General features: G+C 68.8%; 17 protein-coding genes. 11 read left to right on the top strand and 6 right to left on the bottom strand.

Translation table 11 applies throughout. The features are described from left to right. Positions 1 to 7 precede the first annotated feature (7 nt). A complete protein-coding gene (locus tag AruCF_RS01805) occupies positions 8 to 898 on the bottom strand; it encodes a segregation and condensation protein A (RefSeq protein ID WP_049071003.1) in 891 nt (296 codons plus the stop codon). 16 nt (positions 899 to 914) lie between these two features. Further along, positions 915 to 1,103: a DUF3460 family protein gene (locus AruCF_RS01800; protein WP_006386935.1), complete on the bottom strand. Its 189-nt coding sequence runs from the start codon at positions 1,101 to 1,103 to the stop codon at positions 915 to 917. A gap of 98 nt (positions 1,104 to 1,201) precedes the next feature. On the opposite strand from AruCF_RS01800, the gene AruCF_RS01795 reads away from it, so the two are divergent. Then, positions 1,202 to 2,656: a DHA2 family efflux MFS transporter permease subunit gene (locus tag AruCF_RS01795; protein WP_049071001.1), complete on the top strand. Its 1,455-nt coding sequence runs from the start codon at positions 1,202 to 1,204 to the stop codon at positions 2,654 to 2,656. Continuing rightward, positions 2,643 to 4,166 carry a glycerol kinase GlpK gene (glpK, locus tag AruCF_RS01790; protein ID WP_049071000.1) on the top strand — a complete coding sequence of 508 codons (1,524 nt, stop codon included), beginning with the start codon at positions 2,643 to 2,645 and terminating at the stop codon, positions 4,164 to 4,166. Before AruCF_RS01795 ends, glpK begins: the two co-directional genes overlap by 14 nt. Positions 4,167 to 4,273: 107 nt before the next feature. Here glpK and AruCF_RS01785 read toward each other — a convergent pair whose 3' ends face one another. Both AruCF_RS01785 and AruCF_RS01780 read right to left on the bottom strand, forming a co-directional pair. Next, positions 4,274 to 4,831 carry a hypothetical protein gene (locus AruCF_RS01785; RefSeq protein WP_049070999.1) on the bottom strand — a complete coding sequence of 186 codons (558 nt, stop codon included), beginning with the start codon at positions 4,829 to 4,831 and terminating at the stop codon, positions 4,274 to 4,276. Next, a complete protein-coding gene (locus AruCF_RS01780) occupies positions 4,831 to 5,766 on the bottom strand; it encodes a LysR family transcriptional regulator (RefSeq protein ID WP_049070997.1) in 936 nt (311 codons plus the stop codon). The genes AruCF_RS01785 and AruCF_RS01780 overlap by 1 nt, the downstream gene beginning before the upstream one ends. A 169-nt stretch (positions 5,767 to 5,935) precedes the next feature. On the opposite strand from AruCF_RS01780, the gene gtdA reads away from it, so the two are divergent. From gtdA to AruCF_RS01740, 8 genes are all read left to right on the top strand, one after another. Continuing rightward, complete coding sequence (gtdA, locus tag AruCF_RS01775; RefSeq protein ID WP_049070994.1) at positions 5,936 to 6,988, top strand: gentisate 1,2-dioxygenase; 1,053 nt, start codon at positions 5,936 to 5,938, stop codon at positions 6,986 to 6,988. A gap of 77 nt (positions 6,989 to 7,065) precedes the next feature. Further along, the gene (locus AruCF_RS01770; RefSeq protein WP_049070992.1) at positions 7,066 to 7,764 is read left to right on the top strand and encodes a fumarylacetoacetate hydrolase family protein; all 699 of its coding nucleotides are present in this window, start codon (positions 7,066 to 7,068) and stop codon (positions 7,762 to 7,764) included. Positions 7,765 to 7,776: 12 nt separating this feature from the next. Beyond that, entirely contained in the window at positions 7,777 to 8,415 is a 639-nt protein-coding gene (gene maiA, locus AruCF_RS01765; protein ID WP_049070989.1) for a maleylacetoacetate isomerase, read from the top strand. After that, positions 8,412 to 8,810 (top strand): chorismate mutase, encoded by a 399-nt coding sequence (locus AruCF_RS01760; protein WP_049070987.1) that lies wholly within the window; start codon positions 8,412 to 8,414, stop codon positions 8,808 to 8,810. The genes maiA and AruCF_RS01760 overlap by 4 nt, the downstream gene beginning before the upstream one ends. Beyond that, complete coding sequence (locus AruCF_RS01755; RefSeq protein WP_049070985.1) at positions 8,803 to 9,807, top strand: Bug family tripartite tricarboxylate transporter substrate binding protein; 1,005 nt, start codon at positions 8,803 to 8,805, stop codon at positions 9,805 to 9,807. Before AruCF_RS01760 ends, AruCF_RS01755 begins: the two co-directional genes overlap by 8 nt. Positions 9,808 to 9,893: 86 nt before the next feature. Continuing rightward, entirely contained in the window at positions 9,894 to 11,246 is a 1,353-nt protein-coding gene (locus tag AruCF_RS01750; protein ID WP_049070983.1) for an FAD-dependent oxidoreductase, read from the top strand. Positions 11,247 to 11,265: 19 nt separating this feature from the next. Beyond that, a complete protein-coding gene (locus AruCF_RS01745; protein WP_049070982.1) occupies positions 11,266 to 12,486 on the top strand; it encodes a 3-hydroxybenzoate 6-monooxygenase in 1,221 nt (406 codons plus the stop codon). Between the two features lie 27 nt (positions 12,487 to 12,513). Then, a complete protein-coding gene (locus AruCF_RS01740; RefSeq protein ID WP_049070981.1) occupies positions 12,514 to 13,689 on the top strand; it encodes an ABC transporter substrate-binding protein in 1,176 nt (391 codons plus the stop codon). A 101-nt stretch (positions 13,690 to 13,790) separates the two neighbouring features. Here the strand turns inward: AruCF_RS01740 and AruCF_RS01735 are convergent, their stop codons facing one another. After that, positions 13,791 to 14,153, bottom strand: coding sequence for a glyoxalase superfamily protein (locus AruCF_RS01735; RefSeq protein WP_049070980.1), 363 nt, complete (start codon positions 14,151 to 14,153; stop codon positions 13,791 to 13,793). Between the two features lie 84 nt (positions 14,154 to 14,237). Between AruCF_RS01735 and AruCF_RS01730 the strand changes: the two genes are divergently transcribed. After that, positions 14,238 to 14,597 carry a hypothetical protein gene (locus tag AruCF_RS01730; protein ID WP_049070978.1) on the top strand — a complete coding sequence of 120 codons (360 nt, stop codon included), beginning with the start codon at positions 14,238 to 14,240 and terminating at the stop codon, positions 14,595 to 14,597. A 122-nt stretch (positions 14,598 to 14,719) separates the two neighbouring features. Here AruCF_RS01730 and AruCF_RS01725 read toward each other — a convergent pair whose 3' ends face one another. Next, on the bottom strand, positions 14,720 to 15,736 hold the full coding sequence (locus AruCF_RS01725) for a Bug family tripartite tricarboxylate transporter substrate binding protein (protein WP_049070977.1): 1,017 nt from the start codon (positions 15,734 to 15,736) through the stop codon (positions 14,720 to 14,722). Between the last annotated feature and the right edge of the window lie 40 nt (positions 15,737 to 15,776).

Genomic DNA, 15,776 nt, shown 5'->3' with positions numbered 1-15,776 from the left:
AATCGGATCAGGCCGCGACCGCCGCGACGCTGGTGTAGGCCAGGCGCACGTAGATGGGCGCGTAAGGCTCGGCCTGCGTTATTTCCAGCAGCGATTCGCGCGCCAGTTCCAGCATGGCGATGAAGTGCACCACCACCACCGCGGCCGGCGCGCCCTCGCGCACGCGTTCCATGAACAGGTCGCCGAACTCCATGAAGCGCACGTCGTTCAGGCGCCGCAGGATGTGCGTCATATGGTCGCGCACCGACAGCTGTTCGCGGGTGATGTGATGGTGCTGGTTGAGCTTGGCCCGCTTCATGATGTCGGCCCACGCGGCGCGCAGGTCGTCGACGCTGACCTCGGGCAGCATGCGTTCGACGCTCAGGTCGGCGACCGCGTGGCTGCTGACGAAGTCGCGGCCCAGCTGCGGCATGGCGTCGAGCTTCTGCGCGGCCAGCTTCATCTGTTCGTATTCGAGCAGGCGGCGCACCAGCTCGGCGCGCGGATCCTCGGGCTCTTCGCCGGTGTCGGTCTTCTTGACCGGCAGCAGCATGCGCGACTTGATCTCGATGAGCATGGCCGCCATCAGCAGATATTCGGCGGCCAGCTCCAGATTGTGGATGCGGATCTGTTCCACATAGGACAGATACTGCCGCGTGACATCCGCCATGGGGATGTCCAGCACGTTGAAGTTCTGCTTGCGGATCAGGTACAGCAGCAGGTCCAGCGGTCCCTCGAAGGCTTCGAGGAACACCTCCAGCGCGTCCGGCGGGATATACAGATCCGTCGGCATCTGGAACAGCGGCTCGCCGTACAGGCGCGCGAACGCGACGCTGTCAACGGTGTCGGGCGTGCTGTCGACGGGGGGTTCCACTAGCGCGGCCAGGGCATCGCCCGGGACGGAGGGGGTGTGGGCCATGGCTGCCGCAACGGTATCAGTCGGCCTGATACACGTACGGCTTTTGCGGCACGCGGGCGGCGCGGAAGCCTTCCAGCAGTTCCGCGTCCTGCGGCTTGTCCCACAGACGGGCGCGGCCCTCGCGCTGGCGCTCTTCGGTGCCAGGGTGCGACTGCTTGTAGTCTTTGAGGAACTTGGTGATCTCGGATTCGTAGTTGGTTGCCATGGCACCAATTTCAGTGGGTTTCGGATACCCGGAGTTTACTGCACGCGGGGCCGGGAGCCGGCGTTACAATCTTCCGGGTCCCACCGCCCCCCTCCGCCATGTCAGCCGAATCCGCAGCCGCAGCCAATCCCGCTCCTCCCTCGACCCCGGACGCGGTGCGCGCGGCGCGCATGATTCCCTTCATCGTCGGCTGTGCGCTGTTCATGCAGATGCTGGACGCCACGGTGGTCGCCACCGCCCTGCCGGCCATGGCGCGGGCCCTGGGATCGACCCCGGTACGGTTGAACGTGGCCATCACCTCCTACCTGCTGTCGGTGGCCGTGTTCGTGCCGGTCAGCGGCTGGGCCGCCGACCGCTACGGCGCGCGCCGCGTCTTTATCGCCGCCATCGGCCTGTTCACCCTCAGTTCCGTGGCCTGCGCCCTGTCGCAGGACCTGCCGCAACTGGTGATCGCCCGGGTGGTGCAGGGCATGGCCGGGGCCATGATGGTGCCGGTGGGCCGCATCATCCTGCTGCGCACGGTGCCCAAGCAGGATCTGTTGAAAGCCATGTCGTTCCTGTCGATCCCGGCGCTGCTGGGGCCGGTGATCGGGCCGCCGCTGGGCGGTTTCATGGTCACGTACATGTCGTGGCACTGGATCTTCCTGATCAACATTCCCATCGGCGTGCTCGGCATCGCGCTGGTGCTGCGCTACGTGGCCGAGATCAAGGAAGAATCGGCGCCGCGCCTGGACTGGCTGGGCTTCCTGCTCAGCGCGGTGTGCCTGGCCACGCTGGTCAGCGGCTTCGAGGCCATCGGCCGCGACGTCATGCCGCTGCCGATGCTGCTGGGCCTGATCGCGGTCGGCATCGTCTGCGGCCTGCTCTACGGCTGGCATGCGCGCCGCACCGAACACCCCATCATCGATCTGGCGCTGATGCGCATCCCGACCTTCGCCATCTCGACGCTGGGCGGCAACCTGTGCCGCTTCGCGGTCGGCGCCACGCCCTTCCTGCTGGCCATGCTGCTGCAGGTGGGCTTCGGCCTGTCGCCGTTCTCGGCCGGCCTGATCACCTTCGCCAGCGCCGCCGGCGCGCTGCTGATGAAATTCGTCGCCACGCCCATCGTCAGGCATTTCGGCTTTCGCCGCGTGCTGACCGTGAACGCGGTGCTGACCGGCGCCTTCATCGTGGTCTGCGCCACGTTCACCCCTACCACCCCGGTCTGGCTGATGATCGCCATCCTGCTGGTCGGCGGCTTCTTCCGCTCGCTGCAGTTCACCGGCGTAAATACGCTAACCTATGCCGACATTCCCCCGGCCAAGATGAGCCGCGCCAGCAGTTTCGCCGCCATGGCGCAGCAGCTCGGCATCAGCCTGGGCGTGGGCGTGGCCGCGGTGACCCTGAACATCAGCATGACCCTGCGCGGGGCGGAAAGCCTGGTGGTGGGCGACGTGATCGTCGGCTTCATCGTCATCGGCCTGCTGTGCGCGGCTTCGGTCTTTTCCTTTAGACGCCTCGACCCGCTGGCCGGGGCACACCTGAACGGCGCCAAGAACAGTGACGACGAATGAATTTGTCCTAGCCCTGGACCAGGGCACCACCAGCTCCCGCGCCATCGTGTTCGATCGCGACGGCGTGGTGCGCGGCATCGGCCAACGTGAATTCCGCCAGCACTATCCGCGGCCGGGCTGGGTCGAACATGATCCCGGCGAGATCTGGCACAGCCAGCTGGACGTGGCGCGCGAGGCCTTGCGCAACGCCGCCGCCAGCGCCGCCGACGTAGCCGCCATCGGCATCACCAACCAGCGCGAAACCACCCTGATCTGGGACCGCGCCAGCGGCCGCCCCCTGGCCCGCGCCATCGTCTGGCAGGACCGCCGCACCGCGCCGATGTGCGACCAGTTGCGCCAGGACGGCCACGCCGACTTCCTGCAATCGCGCACCGGGCTGGTGCTGGACGCCTATTTCTCGGGCACCAAGCTGGCCTGGCTGCTGGATCACGTGCCCGGCGCGCGCCAGAAGGCCGAGCGCGGCGAACTGGCCTTCGGCACCGTCGACACCTGGCTGATCTGGCAGTTGACCGGCGGCGCGGTGCACAGCACCGACCCCAGCAACGCCTCGCGCACCATGCTGTTCGACCTGCACACGCAGGACTGGAACGACGAGATCCTGGCGCTGCTCAACATTCCGCGCAGCGTGCTGCCCTCCATCGCGCCCAGCAGCGCGGTGGTGGGCGAGTCCCTGCCCGAATGGCTGGGCGGCTCGATTCCCATCGCCGGCGTGGCCGGCGACCAGCAGGCCGCCACCTTCGGCCAGGCCTGCTTCAAGCCGGGCATGGCCAAGAACACCTACGGCACCGGCTGCTTCATGCTGATGAACGTGGGCGACAAGCCGGTGCAGTCGCACAACCACCTGCTGTCGACCGTCGGCTGGGGCCTGCCGGCGCAGGGCCAGCCAGGCTGGCGTCCGGCCTACATGCTGGAAGGCGGCGTGTTCGTCGCCGGCGCCGCGGTGCAATGGCTGCGCGACGGCCTGGGCATCATCCAGCGTTCCGAGGAAATCGAATCGCTGGCCGCCAGCGTGGCCGACACCGATGACGTCTTCATGGTGCCGGCCTTCGCCGGCCTGGGCGCGCCGCACTGGGACCCCTACGCCCGCGGCACCCTGGTGGGCCTGACGCGCGGCACCACCCGCGCCCACATCGCCCGCGCCACGCTCGAATCCATCGCCCTGCAGAGCGCCGAACTGCTGACCTGCATGAACGGCGACAGCGGTATCGCGCTGACCGAGCTGCGGGTGGACGGCGGCGCCGCCCGCAACGACCTGCTGATGCAGATGCAGGCCGACCTGTTGGGCGTGCCGGTGGTGCGCCCGCGGGTGCCCGAATCGACCGCGCTGGGCGCGGCCGGCCTGGCGGGCCTGGCGGTCGGCTTCTGGTCGGACCAGGACGAGTTCGCCTCCAAGTGGCAGGCCGAACGCACCTTCGAACCGTCCTGGCCGGACTCGGTGCGCGAGGCCCGCATGCGGCGCTGGCGCCAGGCGGTGGAACTGTCCAAGGGCTGGTCCAACACCGCGAAGTGAACGGAGGCCGCCCGGCGCGCCGCTGACACGCGCCGGTTGCCTGCGCGCGGATCGCCGCGAGGCATCGGCGCTCCCCCGCCGCCCATCAGGCGCACGCAGCCGGCCGCTTACGGCCGCCGCGCCTGCGCCTGCATCACTCGCAACGCCACGCGATAGCCGGCGAACACATAGAACGCATTGCTGTTCATCAGCAGCCACGCGCCGGCGCCGCCCAGCAGCGCGACCACCGGGCCGACCGCGCGCATGTCGCCCTGCGACCAGGCGATCAGGCCCAGCACGCCGGCAGTGGCCAACGCCAGCGCGGTGCGCTTGAGCAGCACCAGCCCCAGGCTGTAGCCGCCCATGAAGGCCACCACGCCGATCGCCAGCGCCAGGGCCGTGACGGCGCAGGCCAGCACCAGCGCAAAGGCCGCCAGCGCCGGGCCGGCCGGCCGCAGCAACAGGCTCAGCAGGCCGATGCCGACGCCGATGCCGCCGACCATGGTCAACACCGCCAGCGCCAGCGGCGACCACAGCCCCGGCGGCGCGGCGCGCGCATCCATCTCGGCAACGAAACGGTGCATGGACGCGGATGCGTCCGGCGCGCCCGCCTCGTCGCGCAGCGCCGCCTCCAGGCGGCGGCATTGCGCGATCAGCGCATTCAGGCCGGGGCCGGACGGCGCCATCACAGCCTCGTCACGCCCGGGGCGTGTTCGGCCACCGTGTTGCGCAGCGCGGCCATCGCCTCCTGCACGGCGGTCGGCCGGAACGCATCCTCGCGCCAGTACATGGCCACCGAACCGAAGCCCGACAGGCGCATCGGAATGATGCGCATCGCCTTCATCTGCGTGAAGCGCAGCGCGGCGCGGTGCGAAGCCACGCCGATCATGTCGCTGTTGTTGATCAGCGTGAGGTTGATGGTGACCGAATTGGATTCGATATGGTCGGCCGGCGGCGCCTGGCCGGCCGCGGCCAGCGCGGCGTCGACCGCGTTGCGGATCGGCGTGCCCTTGGGCCACAGGATCCAGCGGTATGACAGCAGCTCCGGCCAGCCCGGCTGCTCCCGCGCGAACAGCGGATGGCGCGGCCGCGCCACCAGGTGGATCGGCTCCAGGTACAGGGCCTCGAAGCGGATGGCCGGATCGTGATGCTCGGGCGCCGAGCGGCCCACCACGATGTCCAGGTCGCCCTGCGCCAGTTGCGCCAGCAGGCGGTCGGTCGTGCCTTCCACCAGTTTCACGCGGGCCTGCGGCATGCGTTCGAGCAGCTTCATCACCGCCAGCGGCACGGTGTCGGAGGCCGAGGCGCCCGAGGCGCCGATCACCACCCGGCCGCCGCCGCCCTCGCGCAGCGCGGCCATGTCGGCGCTCGCGCGGTCCAGCTGCGCCTCGACCCGCTGCGCGTGCGCGATCAGCACATCGCCGTGCGGCGTCGGCCGCAGGCCGCGCGCATGGCGCTCGAACAGCGGCAGGCCGATGTCGTCCTCCAGATCCTTCAACCACTTCGACAACCCCGGCTGGGTCGTGTTGAGCATCGCGGCCGAGTGGCTGATGTTGCGGGTCTGGGCCAGGCTGAGCAGCATTTTCAGATTGCGCAGGCGTAACCGGTGAGTCCAGTCCATGGAGCCCCCTTTTGTCTCTTATCCATATTGTTATTGGTATGGATAATAAGATAATTTCATTTCAAAACACATAGCTCGTTCCGCATAATCGTCTCCATATCAGGCCCCGCCGCGCCCGCCGCGACGGGCCCACAGAAGCCGGCCCCGACGCCGGCCCCAGGAGACAAACATGCCCGACGGTCACCCCCCCGGCGCGGATCGCGCCGCCTATTACGCCCGCATCGCCCAGAAGCACATGGCCCCGCTGTGGGAGTCGCTGCACAACCTGGTGCCGCGCCAACCCGCGCCGCGCTGCGTGCCCGCCATCTGGAAATACGACGAGGTGCGCGACGACGTGCTGGCCTCCGGCTCGCTCATCAGCGCCGAGGAAGCCGTGCGGCGCGTGCTGATCCTGGAGAACCCGGGCCTGCCCGGCCAGGCCAGCATCACGCAGAGCCTGTACGCCGGCCTGCAGCTGATCCTGCCGGGCGAGATCGCGCCCAGCCACCGCCACACCCAGTCGGCCCTGCGCTTCATCGTCGAAGGCCGCGGCGCCTACACCGCCGTCAACGGCGAGCGCACCACCATGCACCCGGGCGACTTCATCATCACGCCGTCTTGGACCTGGCACGACCACGGCAACGCCGAGACCGTCGACGGCGGCGAACCGGTGGTCTGGCTCGACGGCCTGGACATCCCGCTGCTGCGCTTCCTGGACGCCGGCTTCGCCGAGAACTATCCCTGCGCCACCCAGCCGGTCACGCGCCCGGAAGGCGACAGCATGGCGCGCTACGGCCACAACATGGCGCCGGTGCGGCACCGCGCCACCAGCGGCACCTCGCCGATCTTCAACTATCCCTACGAGCGCAGCCGCGAGGCGCTGGACGCGCTCTACCGCCACGGCGAACTCGACCCCTGGGACGGCGTCAAGCTGCGCTACCTGAACCCGGCCACGGGCGGCTATCCCATGCCCACCATGGCCACCTTCATGCAGCTGCTGCCGGCCGGCTTCCAGGGCAAGCCCTATCGCAGCACCGACTCCACCGTCTACAGCGTGGTGGAAGGCCGTGGCATTGCCCGCATCGGCGACGCCGAATTCCATTTCGGCCCGCGCGACGTGTTCGTGGCGCCGTCGTGGCAGCCGGTGCAGCTGGCGGCGCTGGAAGACGCCACCCTGTTCAGCTATTCCGACCGCCCGGTGCAGGACGCGCTGGGCCTGTGGCGCGAAGAACGCACCGCCTGAAGGCGGCTACCTCCCTTCATTTCCATTCCGGCCAGGGCCCGCGCGGGCCCTGGCGCCGCATTCCAGAAAGGTGACCCATGTCTTTTGTGTTTGATCCCGCCGCCCCCGTTGCCGTGCCCGTCGCCGGCAGCCAGGACAGCTTCCCGGTGCGCCGCGTCTATTGCGTCGGCCGCAACTACGCCGCCCACGCCCGCGAAATGGGCTTCGATCCCGACCGCGAACCGCCCTTCTTCTTCTGCAAGCCGGCCGACGCCGTGGTGCCGGTGGCCGAGGGCAGCACGCTGTCGCTGCCCTACCCGCCCGAGACCGCCAACCTGCACTACGAGATCGAGCTGGTCGCGGCCATCGGCAAGGGCGGGGCCAACATCGCGGTCGAATCCGCGCTGGAACACGTGTGGGGCTACGCCGTCGGCCTGGACATGACGCGCCGCGACCTGCAGATGAAGATGCGCGAGGCCGGCCGCCCCTGGGAACTGGGCAAGGCCTTCGACCAGAGCGCCCCCATCGGCCCCCTGCGCCCGGCCAGCACGGTGAAGGACATCGACCGGGCCGGCATCTGGCTGCAGGTCAACGGCGCCGACAAGCAACGCAGCGACATCGGCAAGCTGATCTGGTCCGTTGCCGAAACCATCGCCTATCTGTCCCGGTACTTCCGCCTGGAAGCGGGCGACCTGATCTATACCGGCACGCCGGAAGGCGTGGGCCCGGTGGTGCGCGGCGACACGATGGTCGGCGGCGTCGACGGCCTGGGCACGCTGAGCGTGCGGATCGCCTGAGGAAACCCGCCCATGCAACTGCACAGCTTCTTCAACAGCTCCACCTCGTACCGCGTGCGCATCGCGCTGGCGCTCAAGGGCCTGCCGTTCGACGTCGTGCCGGTGAACCTGCGCAAGCAGGAACAGCGCGCCGCCGATTACGTCGCGCGGAATCCGTCGGCCGGCGTGCCGCTGCTGACCGACGGCGATTTCCAGCTGTCGCAATCGCTCGCCATCATCGACTACCTGGACGCCACCCACCCCGAGCCGCGCCTGATCCCGGCCGCGCCGCGCGAACGCGCCCGCGTGCTGGAGCTTTCCAACGCCATCGCCTGCGACATCCATCCGGTCAACAACATGCGCATCCTGCGCTACCTGCAGGAAGAGCTGGGCGCCACCGACGCGCAGAAGAATGCCTGGTATCACCACTGGATCCGCGAAGGCCTGACCGCGGTCGAATCCCTGTTGACGCGCCATGGCCACGGCGCCTATTGCTTTGGCGACGCGCCGACGCTGGCGGACTGCTGCGTCGTGCCGCAGGTCGCCAACGCCCAGCGCATGGGCTGCGACCTGTCGGCCTACCCGCGCCTTGTGGGCGTCTACGAACATTGCCTCGCGCAACCCGCCTTCCAGCAGGCCGCGCCCGCCAACCAACCGGACTACATCAAGTGACCTCGCAAGCTTCCCCGGGCCAGGAGCCCGACACCCTGGGCGCGCCGCTGCGCGAATACACCGATCCGGCCTACCGCCCGCTGTGCGCCAACCTGGCCGAGGTGCGCGCCAACATCGACCGGCTCGACGACGAAATCGTGCGCCTGATGGCCGAGCGCGCCATGTACGTCAAGGACGCCGCGCGCTTCAAGCGCGACGCCTTCCAGGTCAGCGCGCCGGCGCGCCAGGCCGAGGTATTCGAGAAAGTGCGGCGCCTGGCCGAGCGCCACAACCAGGGCTTCGAGAACCTGGACCAGGTGGTGGACGCGGCCTACCGCGCCATGGTGGCGGCCTTCATCGCCAATGAGCAGACCTATTTCAACAATATGAAGATCGCGGGAGACAAGCATGCATAAGCCTTCAACCCTGGCGCGGGCGCGCGCTTTGACGGCGCGCGCGCTGGCGCTGGGACTGGTGGCCCTGGCGCCGCTGGGCGCGGCGCAGGCCGCCGACGCCTGGCCGTCGCAGCCGCTCAAGGCGCTGGTGCCGTTCGGTCCGGGCTCCAGCCCCGACCAGGTGGCGCGCATCGTCGGCGAGAAGGCCGGCGCCATCCTCGGCCAGACCGTGGTGGTGGAGAACAAACCGGGCGCCAGCGGCAACATCGGCACCTTCGCCATCGCCAACGCCAAGCCCGACGGCTACACCTTCGGCGTCTCGATCACCGGCCCGCTGGTGAACAACACGCTGCTGTTCGACAAGCTGCCCTACGCGCCGGCCACCGACCTGGCGCCGCTGACGCTGGCGGTGCACCAGCCCAACGTGCTGGTGGTGCCGGCCAACTCCGGCATCGACAACGTCGGCCAGTTGCTGGAGGCGCTCAAGAAGAACCCGGACAAGTACAACTTCCCCTCGCCCGGCGCCGGCACCGTCTCGCACCTGGCGGTGGAACTGCTGCTGCAGCGGATCGGCGCGCGCGCCACGCACGTGCCGTATCCGTCGTCGCCGGCCGCGCTGACTTCGCTGCTGTCGGGCGATACGCAGTTCGCCGCGCTGCCGCCGATCGCGGTCATGAGCATGGTCAAGGACGGCCGCCTGAAGGCGCTGGCCGTGACCTCGTCCAAGCGTTCCACCCTGCTGCCCGAGATCCCCACGCTGGCCGAAGTCGGCGTGCCCGGCATCGAGGGCTCGGCCTGGATCGGTTTCGTGATTTCGTCCAAGGTGCCCGCCGACATCCAGAAGAAGCTGTCGGACGCGCTGATCCAGGCGATCCGCGACCCCGAGGTGGTCAAGCGCCTGCAGGCGCAGTTCATGGATCCGGTGGGCAGCACACCGGCCGAGTTCCGCGCCTACATGGACGATGAGCTCAAGCGCTGGGAACCGCTGATCACCAAGCTCGGCATCAAGAGCCAATAAGCAGGCCTGTGAACGGGCGGCCTCGCCGCCCGGCATTTCGCATTTCGCAACACCAGACAGTCAAGCAGGACAGCAAGGAGACAAGCATGACCCTCACCGAACCCGCCCGCCAGGTACCGCTCTACGGCGAATACGACGTCGTCGTACTGGGTGGCGGCCCCGCCGGCATCCTGGCGGCCGCCAGCGCCGCCCGCAACGGCGCCAGCGTGCTGCTGGTGGAACGCTATGGCTTTCTCGGCGGCATGGGCACGGCGGCGGGCGTCTCCAACTTCTGCGGCCTGCACGCCAATGTGCGCGGCGCCATCCGCCAGGTGGTGCACGGCATGACCGATGAGCTGCTGGACCGCATGCGCGCGCTGGACGGCCTGAACGACCCGCACCTGATCCTGGGCAAGATCCACGCCCAGGCCTACGACATCTCGGCCTTCAAGTGCGCCGCCGACGGCATGGTGCAGGACAGCGGCGCACAGATCCTGTTCCACGCATTGGCCACCGGCCTGGCGCGCGACGCCGCCGGCAATGTCGACGCGCTGTTCCTGGAGACCAAGTCCGGCCGCTGCGCGGTGCGCGGCAAGGTCTTCATCGATTGTTCGGGCGACGCCGACATCGCGCAATGGGGCGGCCTGCCGTTCGAAAAGGGCGACGCGCACGGCCACATGCTCTATCCCACGCTGATGTTCAAGGTCGGCAACGTCGACGGCGTCCGCGCCCAGGAGGCGTGGAAGACCATCCCACAGCTGATGGACCAGGCCGCCGCCAGCGGCGAATTCACTTTCCCGCGACGCGGCGCCATCGTGCGGCCGCAAAAGCATGACTACGAGTGGCGCGTCAACGTGACCCAGCTGGCCAACGCCGATGGCAGCGCGGCCGACGGCACCGACGCCGCCTCGCTCTCGGCCGGCGAGCTGGAAGGCCGCCGCCAGATCACCGAATACCTGAAGTTCCTGCGCGCCAAGGTGCCGGGCTTTGAGAACGCCTATGTGCTCGACATCGCGCCGCAGCTCGGCATCCGCGAAACCCGCCGCATCGTCGGCGAGGCCATGCTGACCAAGGAAGACGTGCTGGGCTGCGCCGACTTCGAGGACAGCATCGGCGTGAACGGCTGGCCGCTGGAAATGCACACCGCCGGCGACGTGCAATGGCTGTGGCCGCCGATTCCCGAATCGCGCGGCTACAACCAGCTGCCGTTCCGCATGATGGTGCCGCGCCGCGGCCCCGGCGTGGCCGGCAACGTGCTGGTGGCCGGCCGCTGCGCCTCGATGACGCACGAAGGCCAGTCGGCCGCCCGCGTCAGCGGCAGCTGCTTCGTCATGGGCGAGGCCGCCGGCACCGCGGCCGCCATGGCGCTGCGCGGCGGCCACGCGCCCGCCGACGTGCCGGTGACGGCGCTGCAGGCGCAGCTGCAACGGCAAGGCGCCTTCCTCGGCCGCCAAGAATGAACACGCAAGGAACCTGGCAATGAATGCAACCCCCGCAAAGAACCCGCCCCAATCCGTCATCGTCGTGGGCGGCGGCATCGGCGGCCTGGCCGCGGCGCTGGCGCTGACGCGCCAGGGCATCGCCGTGCAGTTGCTGGAACAGGCCGCGCACATCGGCGAGATCGGCGCCGGCATCCAGCTCGGCCCCAACGCCTTCGCCGCGCTCGACGCGCTGGGCGTGGGCGCCACGGCGCGCCAGCGCGCGGTGTTCACCGACCACATCATCATGATGGACGCGGTCGACGCGCGCGAAGTGGTGCGCATCGACACCGGCGACGCTTTCCGCGAGCGCTTCGGCGGCCCCTACGCCGTGATCCACCGCGCCGACATCCACCTGTCCATCCTGGAAGCGGTGCAGCAGAACCCGCTGATCCGCTTTCGCACCTCGACCCAGATCGCCAGCGTCGCGCAGGACGGCAAGCGCGTGGACGTCACGGATACCGAAGGCAACCGCTACCAGGCCGACGCGGTGGTGGGCGCCGACGGCGTCAAGTCCGTGATCCGCGAACACCTGATCGGCGATCCGCCGCGCGTGACCGGCCACGTGGTCTACCGCGCCGTGGTCGAGCGCGACAACATGCCCGAGGAACTGCGCATCAACGCGCCAGTGCTGTGGGCCGGCCCGCACTGCCACCTGGTGCACTACCCGCTGCGCGGCGGCCAGCAATACAACCTGGTGGTGACCTTCCACAGTCGCGAGCAGGAACAATGGGGCGTGCGCGAAGGCAGCAAGGAGGAAGTGCTGTCGTACTTCCAGGGCATCCACCCGCGCCCGCACCAGATGCTGGACCGCCCCACGTCGTGGAAACGCTGGGCCACCGCCGACCGCGAGCCGGTCGAACAGTGGGGCCAGGGCCGCCTCACCATCCTGGGCGACGCCGCCCACCCGATGACCCAATACATGGCCCAGGGCGCGTGCATGGCGCTGGAAGACGCGGTGACCTTGGGCGAGGCCGTCAAGCGCTGCGACCACGACCTGGAAGCCGCCTTCCGCCTGTACGAATCGGTGCGCATCCCGCGCAGCGCGCGCGTGGTCTGGTCGACCCGCGAAATGGGGAGGCTCTATCACGCGCGCGGTGTCGAACGCACCGTGCGCAACATGCTGTGGACCGGCCGCGGCCAGTCCCAGTTCTACGACGCGTTGCAGTGGCTCTACGGCTGGAAGGTGGAGAACTGTCTCGCGGGACCCATCCAGCCATAAAAAAAGCAGGCACAGGAGGAGACAACCATGACGACACGCATCACCCGCGGCGGCGCCGCGCTGCTGCTGGCACTGGCCGCCGGCGGCGTCCAGGCCCAGCAGAAACCCGTGGACATCGGCTTCATCGGCACGCTGTCCACGCCCGCCGGCTACATCGGCGAGGACGAGCGCGACGCCTTCATGCTGGCGGTCAAGGAAGGCGGCGGCAAGCTCGGCGGCGTGCCGGTCAACGTGCGCGTGGAGGACGACGCGCTCAAGCCGGCCAACGCCAAGCAGATCGCCGACAAGATGGTGCAGGGCGGCGTGCGCCTGTTCACCGGCGTGAACTTCTCCAACGTCATGGCGGCGGTCGGGCCGACGGTGCTCAACGCCGGCGGCTTTTACGTCAGCCTGAACGCCGGTCCCTCCAACTACGCCGGAAAGGCCTGCAACCCCAACTACTTCGCCGTCGCCTTCCAGAACGACTCGTACGCCGACACCGCCGGCATCGCCGCCAACGAGCTGGGCGCCAAGCGCGTCGTCGTCATGGCGCCGAACTACCAGGCCGGGCGCGACGCCGTCGCCGGCTTCAAGCGCACCTACAAGGGCGAGATCGCCGAGGAGATCTACACCAAGCTCGAACAGGCCGACTTCTCGGTCGAACTGGCGCGCATCCGCGCGCTCAACCCGGACGCCATCTTCCAATTCCACCCGGGCGGCGCCGGCATCAACCTGACCAAGCAATACGCCAACTCCGGCCTGGCCGACAAGATCAAGATGATCACGCCCATCTACTCGATGGACGAACGCATGCTGGCCGCCACCGGCACCGCCGGCAAGGGCTTCTACCTGAGTTCGCTGTGGAGCGCGGACCTGGACAACGCGCAGAACAAGCACTTCGTCGAAGCCTTCACCAAGGCCTACAACCGCGCGCCCACCGCCTATGCGGCGCAGGCCTACGACACCGCCAACCTGATCGCCTCGGGCCTGAAGGCCGTGGACGGCGACATCACCGGCAAGGCCGACGCGTTCCGCGACGCGCTGCGGCGCGCCGACTTCCCCAGCGTGCGCGGCAAGTTCAAGTTCGGCCCCAACCAGCATCCGGTACAGGACTGGTATCTGCTGCACATCGAGGCCGGCGCGGACGGCAAGCTGGTCTACAGGAATCTGAAGGTCATCGCCCGCGACCACACCGACGTGCACGCGGCCGACTGCAAGATGTAGCAGCCAAGGACCTGGCGTCGCGGATCCGCCGGGAACGCTGGAGCGCGCGCGGCGCTACCTGGACGTGTGCGCCACGCGCCCGGGTAGCGCGGCTCACGGACTCAGTCTTGCGATTCGCAGAACGTCAGGCGGTTGCCGAACGGGTCGGTGACCTTCAGCAGCCGGCCCCAGGGCGCGTCCTCGACGCCCGGGCGGGCGTAGCCGTATTGCTTGCCGATCAGCTCGGCCTGGTAATCGTCAACGCCGGTGGTACGCACGAAGATGGCCGCGCCCGGCGTGGCATCGCCGTAGTGCTCGCTCAGGTGCAGCACCAGCTCGCCCCGATGCACCTGCGCGTACAGCGGCAGGCCCGGTTCGAAGCGATGTTCCCAGTCCCACTCGAAGCCGAGGAAATCCAGGTAGAACTCGCGCGCCTTCTCGACCGAAAAGATGCGCAGGATGGGAATGGCAGGGGACAAATGCATGATCAGGCCTTAGTATTCAAGGGGTCGCGCAGGCTGACCATCGTGCATGCGCGCATCTTGCCAGCATAAATCAAACCGCTCGCCATGCCCGACGCCCAAGCCGCATCCTGGAAACACCTGCCCGCGCCGAAGAAGCGCGCCAAGCTGCCGTTCGACGCCGTCTACACGGCCGAGCAATACGCGCGGCTGCGCCAGGGGCGCATCCCCGCGGAGATGGAAGACAAGTGGTTCATCTACCTGGATGATGGCGTGCTGCGTTTTCATCGCAGCTGGACCGGCATCTGGATCTACGCCCTGCGGCTGGACGCCGTGGGCGACCAGTGGCGCGCGCATGACGCGTGGGTGAACCGCGAGGCCGACCAGTACGGCTGCACCGACCTGGAAACCGACCGCAAGCTGCTGGCGCGGCTGGTGGACGGCCTGCTGGCCCCCCCGCGCGGATAACCGCAAGACAGGAACAAAGCGCGAGGGCCGCGATCGCGGCCCCCGGCGGACGCATCGCCCGCTCGCGGCGGGCGTCATACGGACAGGCGCGTTCCCGACGGAACGCGCCAGGCGCGCCGGCCTCAGTTCAGGCTGGCGCCGGAGATCTTCACGATCTCCTGGTACTTGGCCTTCTCGTTCTTGACGAACTCGGCGAAGGCTTCGGGCGTCATGGGCGGCGCTTCCGAACCCATCGTCAGCAGGCGCTGCTTGACGTCGGGCTGCTGCATCGCTTCCGCGTAGGCCTTGTTCAGCTTGGCCACCACCGGCGCCGGCGTGCCGCCGGTCGTGAAGACGCCGAACCAGGTGCCCAGGTCGAAGCCCTTGATGCCCGACTCTTCCACCGTCGGCACGTCGGCCAGCAGCGACGAGCGCTTGGCCGTGGTCACGGCCAGCGCCTTGACCTTGCCGTCCTTGATCAGCGGAGCCGAGGCCGCCAGGTTGTCGAACATGAAGTCCGATTGGCCCGACAGCAGCGCCAGCTGCGCCGGGGCCGCGCCCTGGTAGGGAATGTGCTCGACGTTGATGCCGGCGCGCGCCTTGAGCAGTTCGCCCGACAGGTGGCCGGCGCTGCCGTTGCCGCCGGAACCGTAGTTCAGCTTGCCCGGATTCTTCTTGGCGTACTCGATCAGGTCCGACAGCTTCTCGATCTTGTTCTTGGCGGCGAACTCGACGTTCATCACCAGCACGTTCGGCACCGACGCCACGATGGTAACCGGGGCGAAGTCCTTCACCGGGTCATAGGGCAGGTTGGCGAACAGCCAGGGGTTGATGGCGTGGGTCGCGACGGCGCCCATCACCAGGGTGTAGCCGTCGGCCGGGGCCTTGGCCACCAGGTCGGCGCCGATGTTGCCGCCGGCGCCCGAGCGGTTTTCCACCACGACGGGCTGGCCGAGCGAGCCGCGCACCTTCTCGGCCAGCATGCGGGCCATGGTGTCGAGCGGGCCGCCGGGCGGGTAAGGCACCACGAAGCGCAGCGGCTTGGTGGGGAAATCGGTGTTCTGGGCCAGCGCGGGCGCGCCCAGGGCCAGCGTGGCGGCCAGGGCCGCGGCGCCGCCCAGCAGGACGCGGCGCATCGCGCCGCGGGGGGTCTGTTTCATCTAGTTTGCTCCTCTCATTGCATCGATGGCGGTCGGTAGC

It is taken from the genome of Achromobacter ruhlandii (assembly GCF_002082135.1).
Taxonomy (GTDB): domain Bacteria; phylum Pseudomonadota; class Gammaproteobacteria; order Burkholderiales; family Burkholderiaceae_B; genus Achromobacter; species Achromobacter ruhlandii.
Note: the sequence above shows the minus strand (reverse complement) of the source record. Positions and strands in the feature narration are given on the sequence as shown.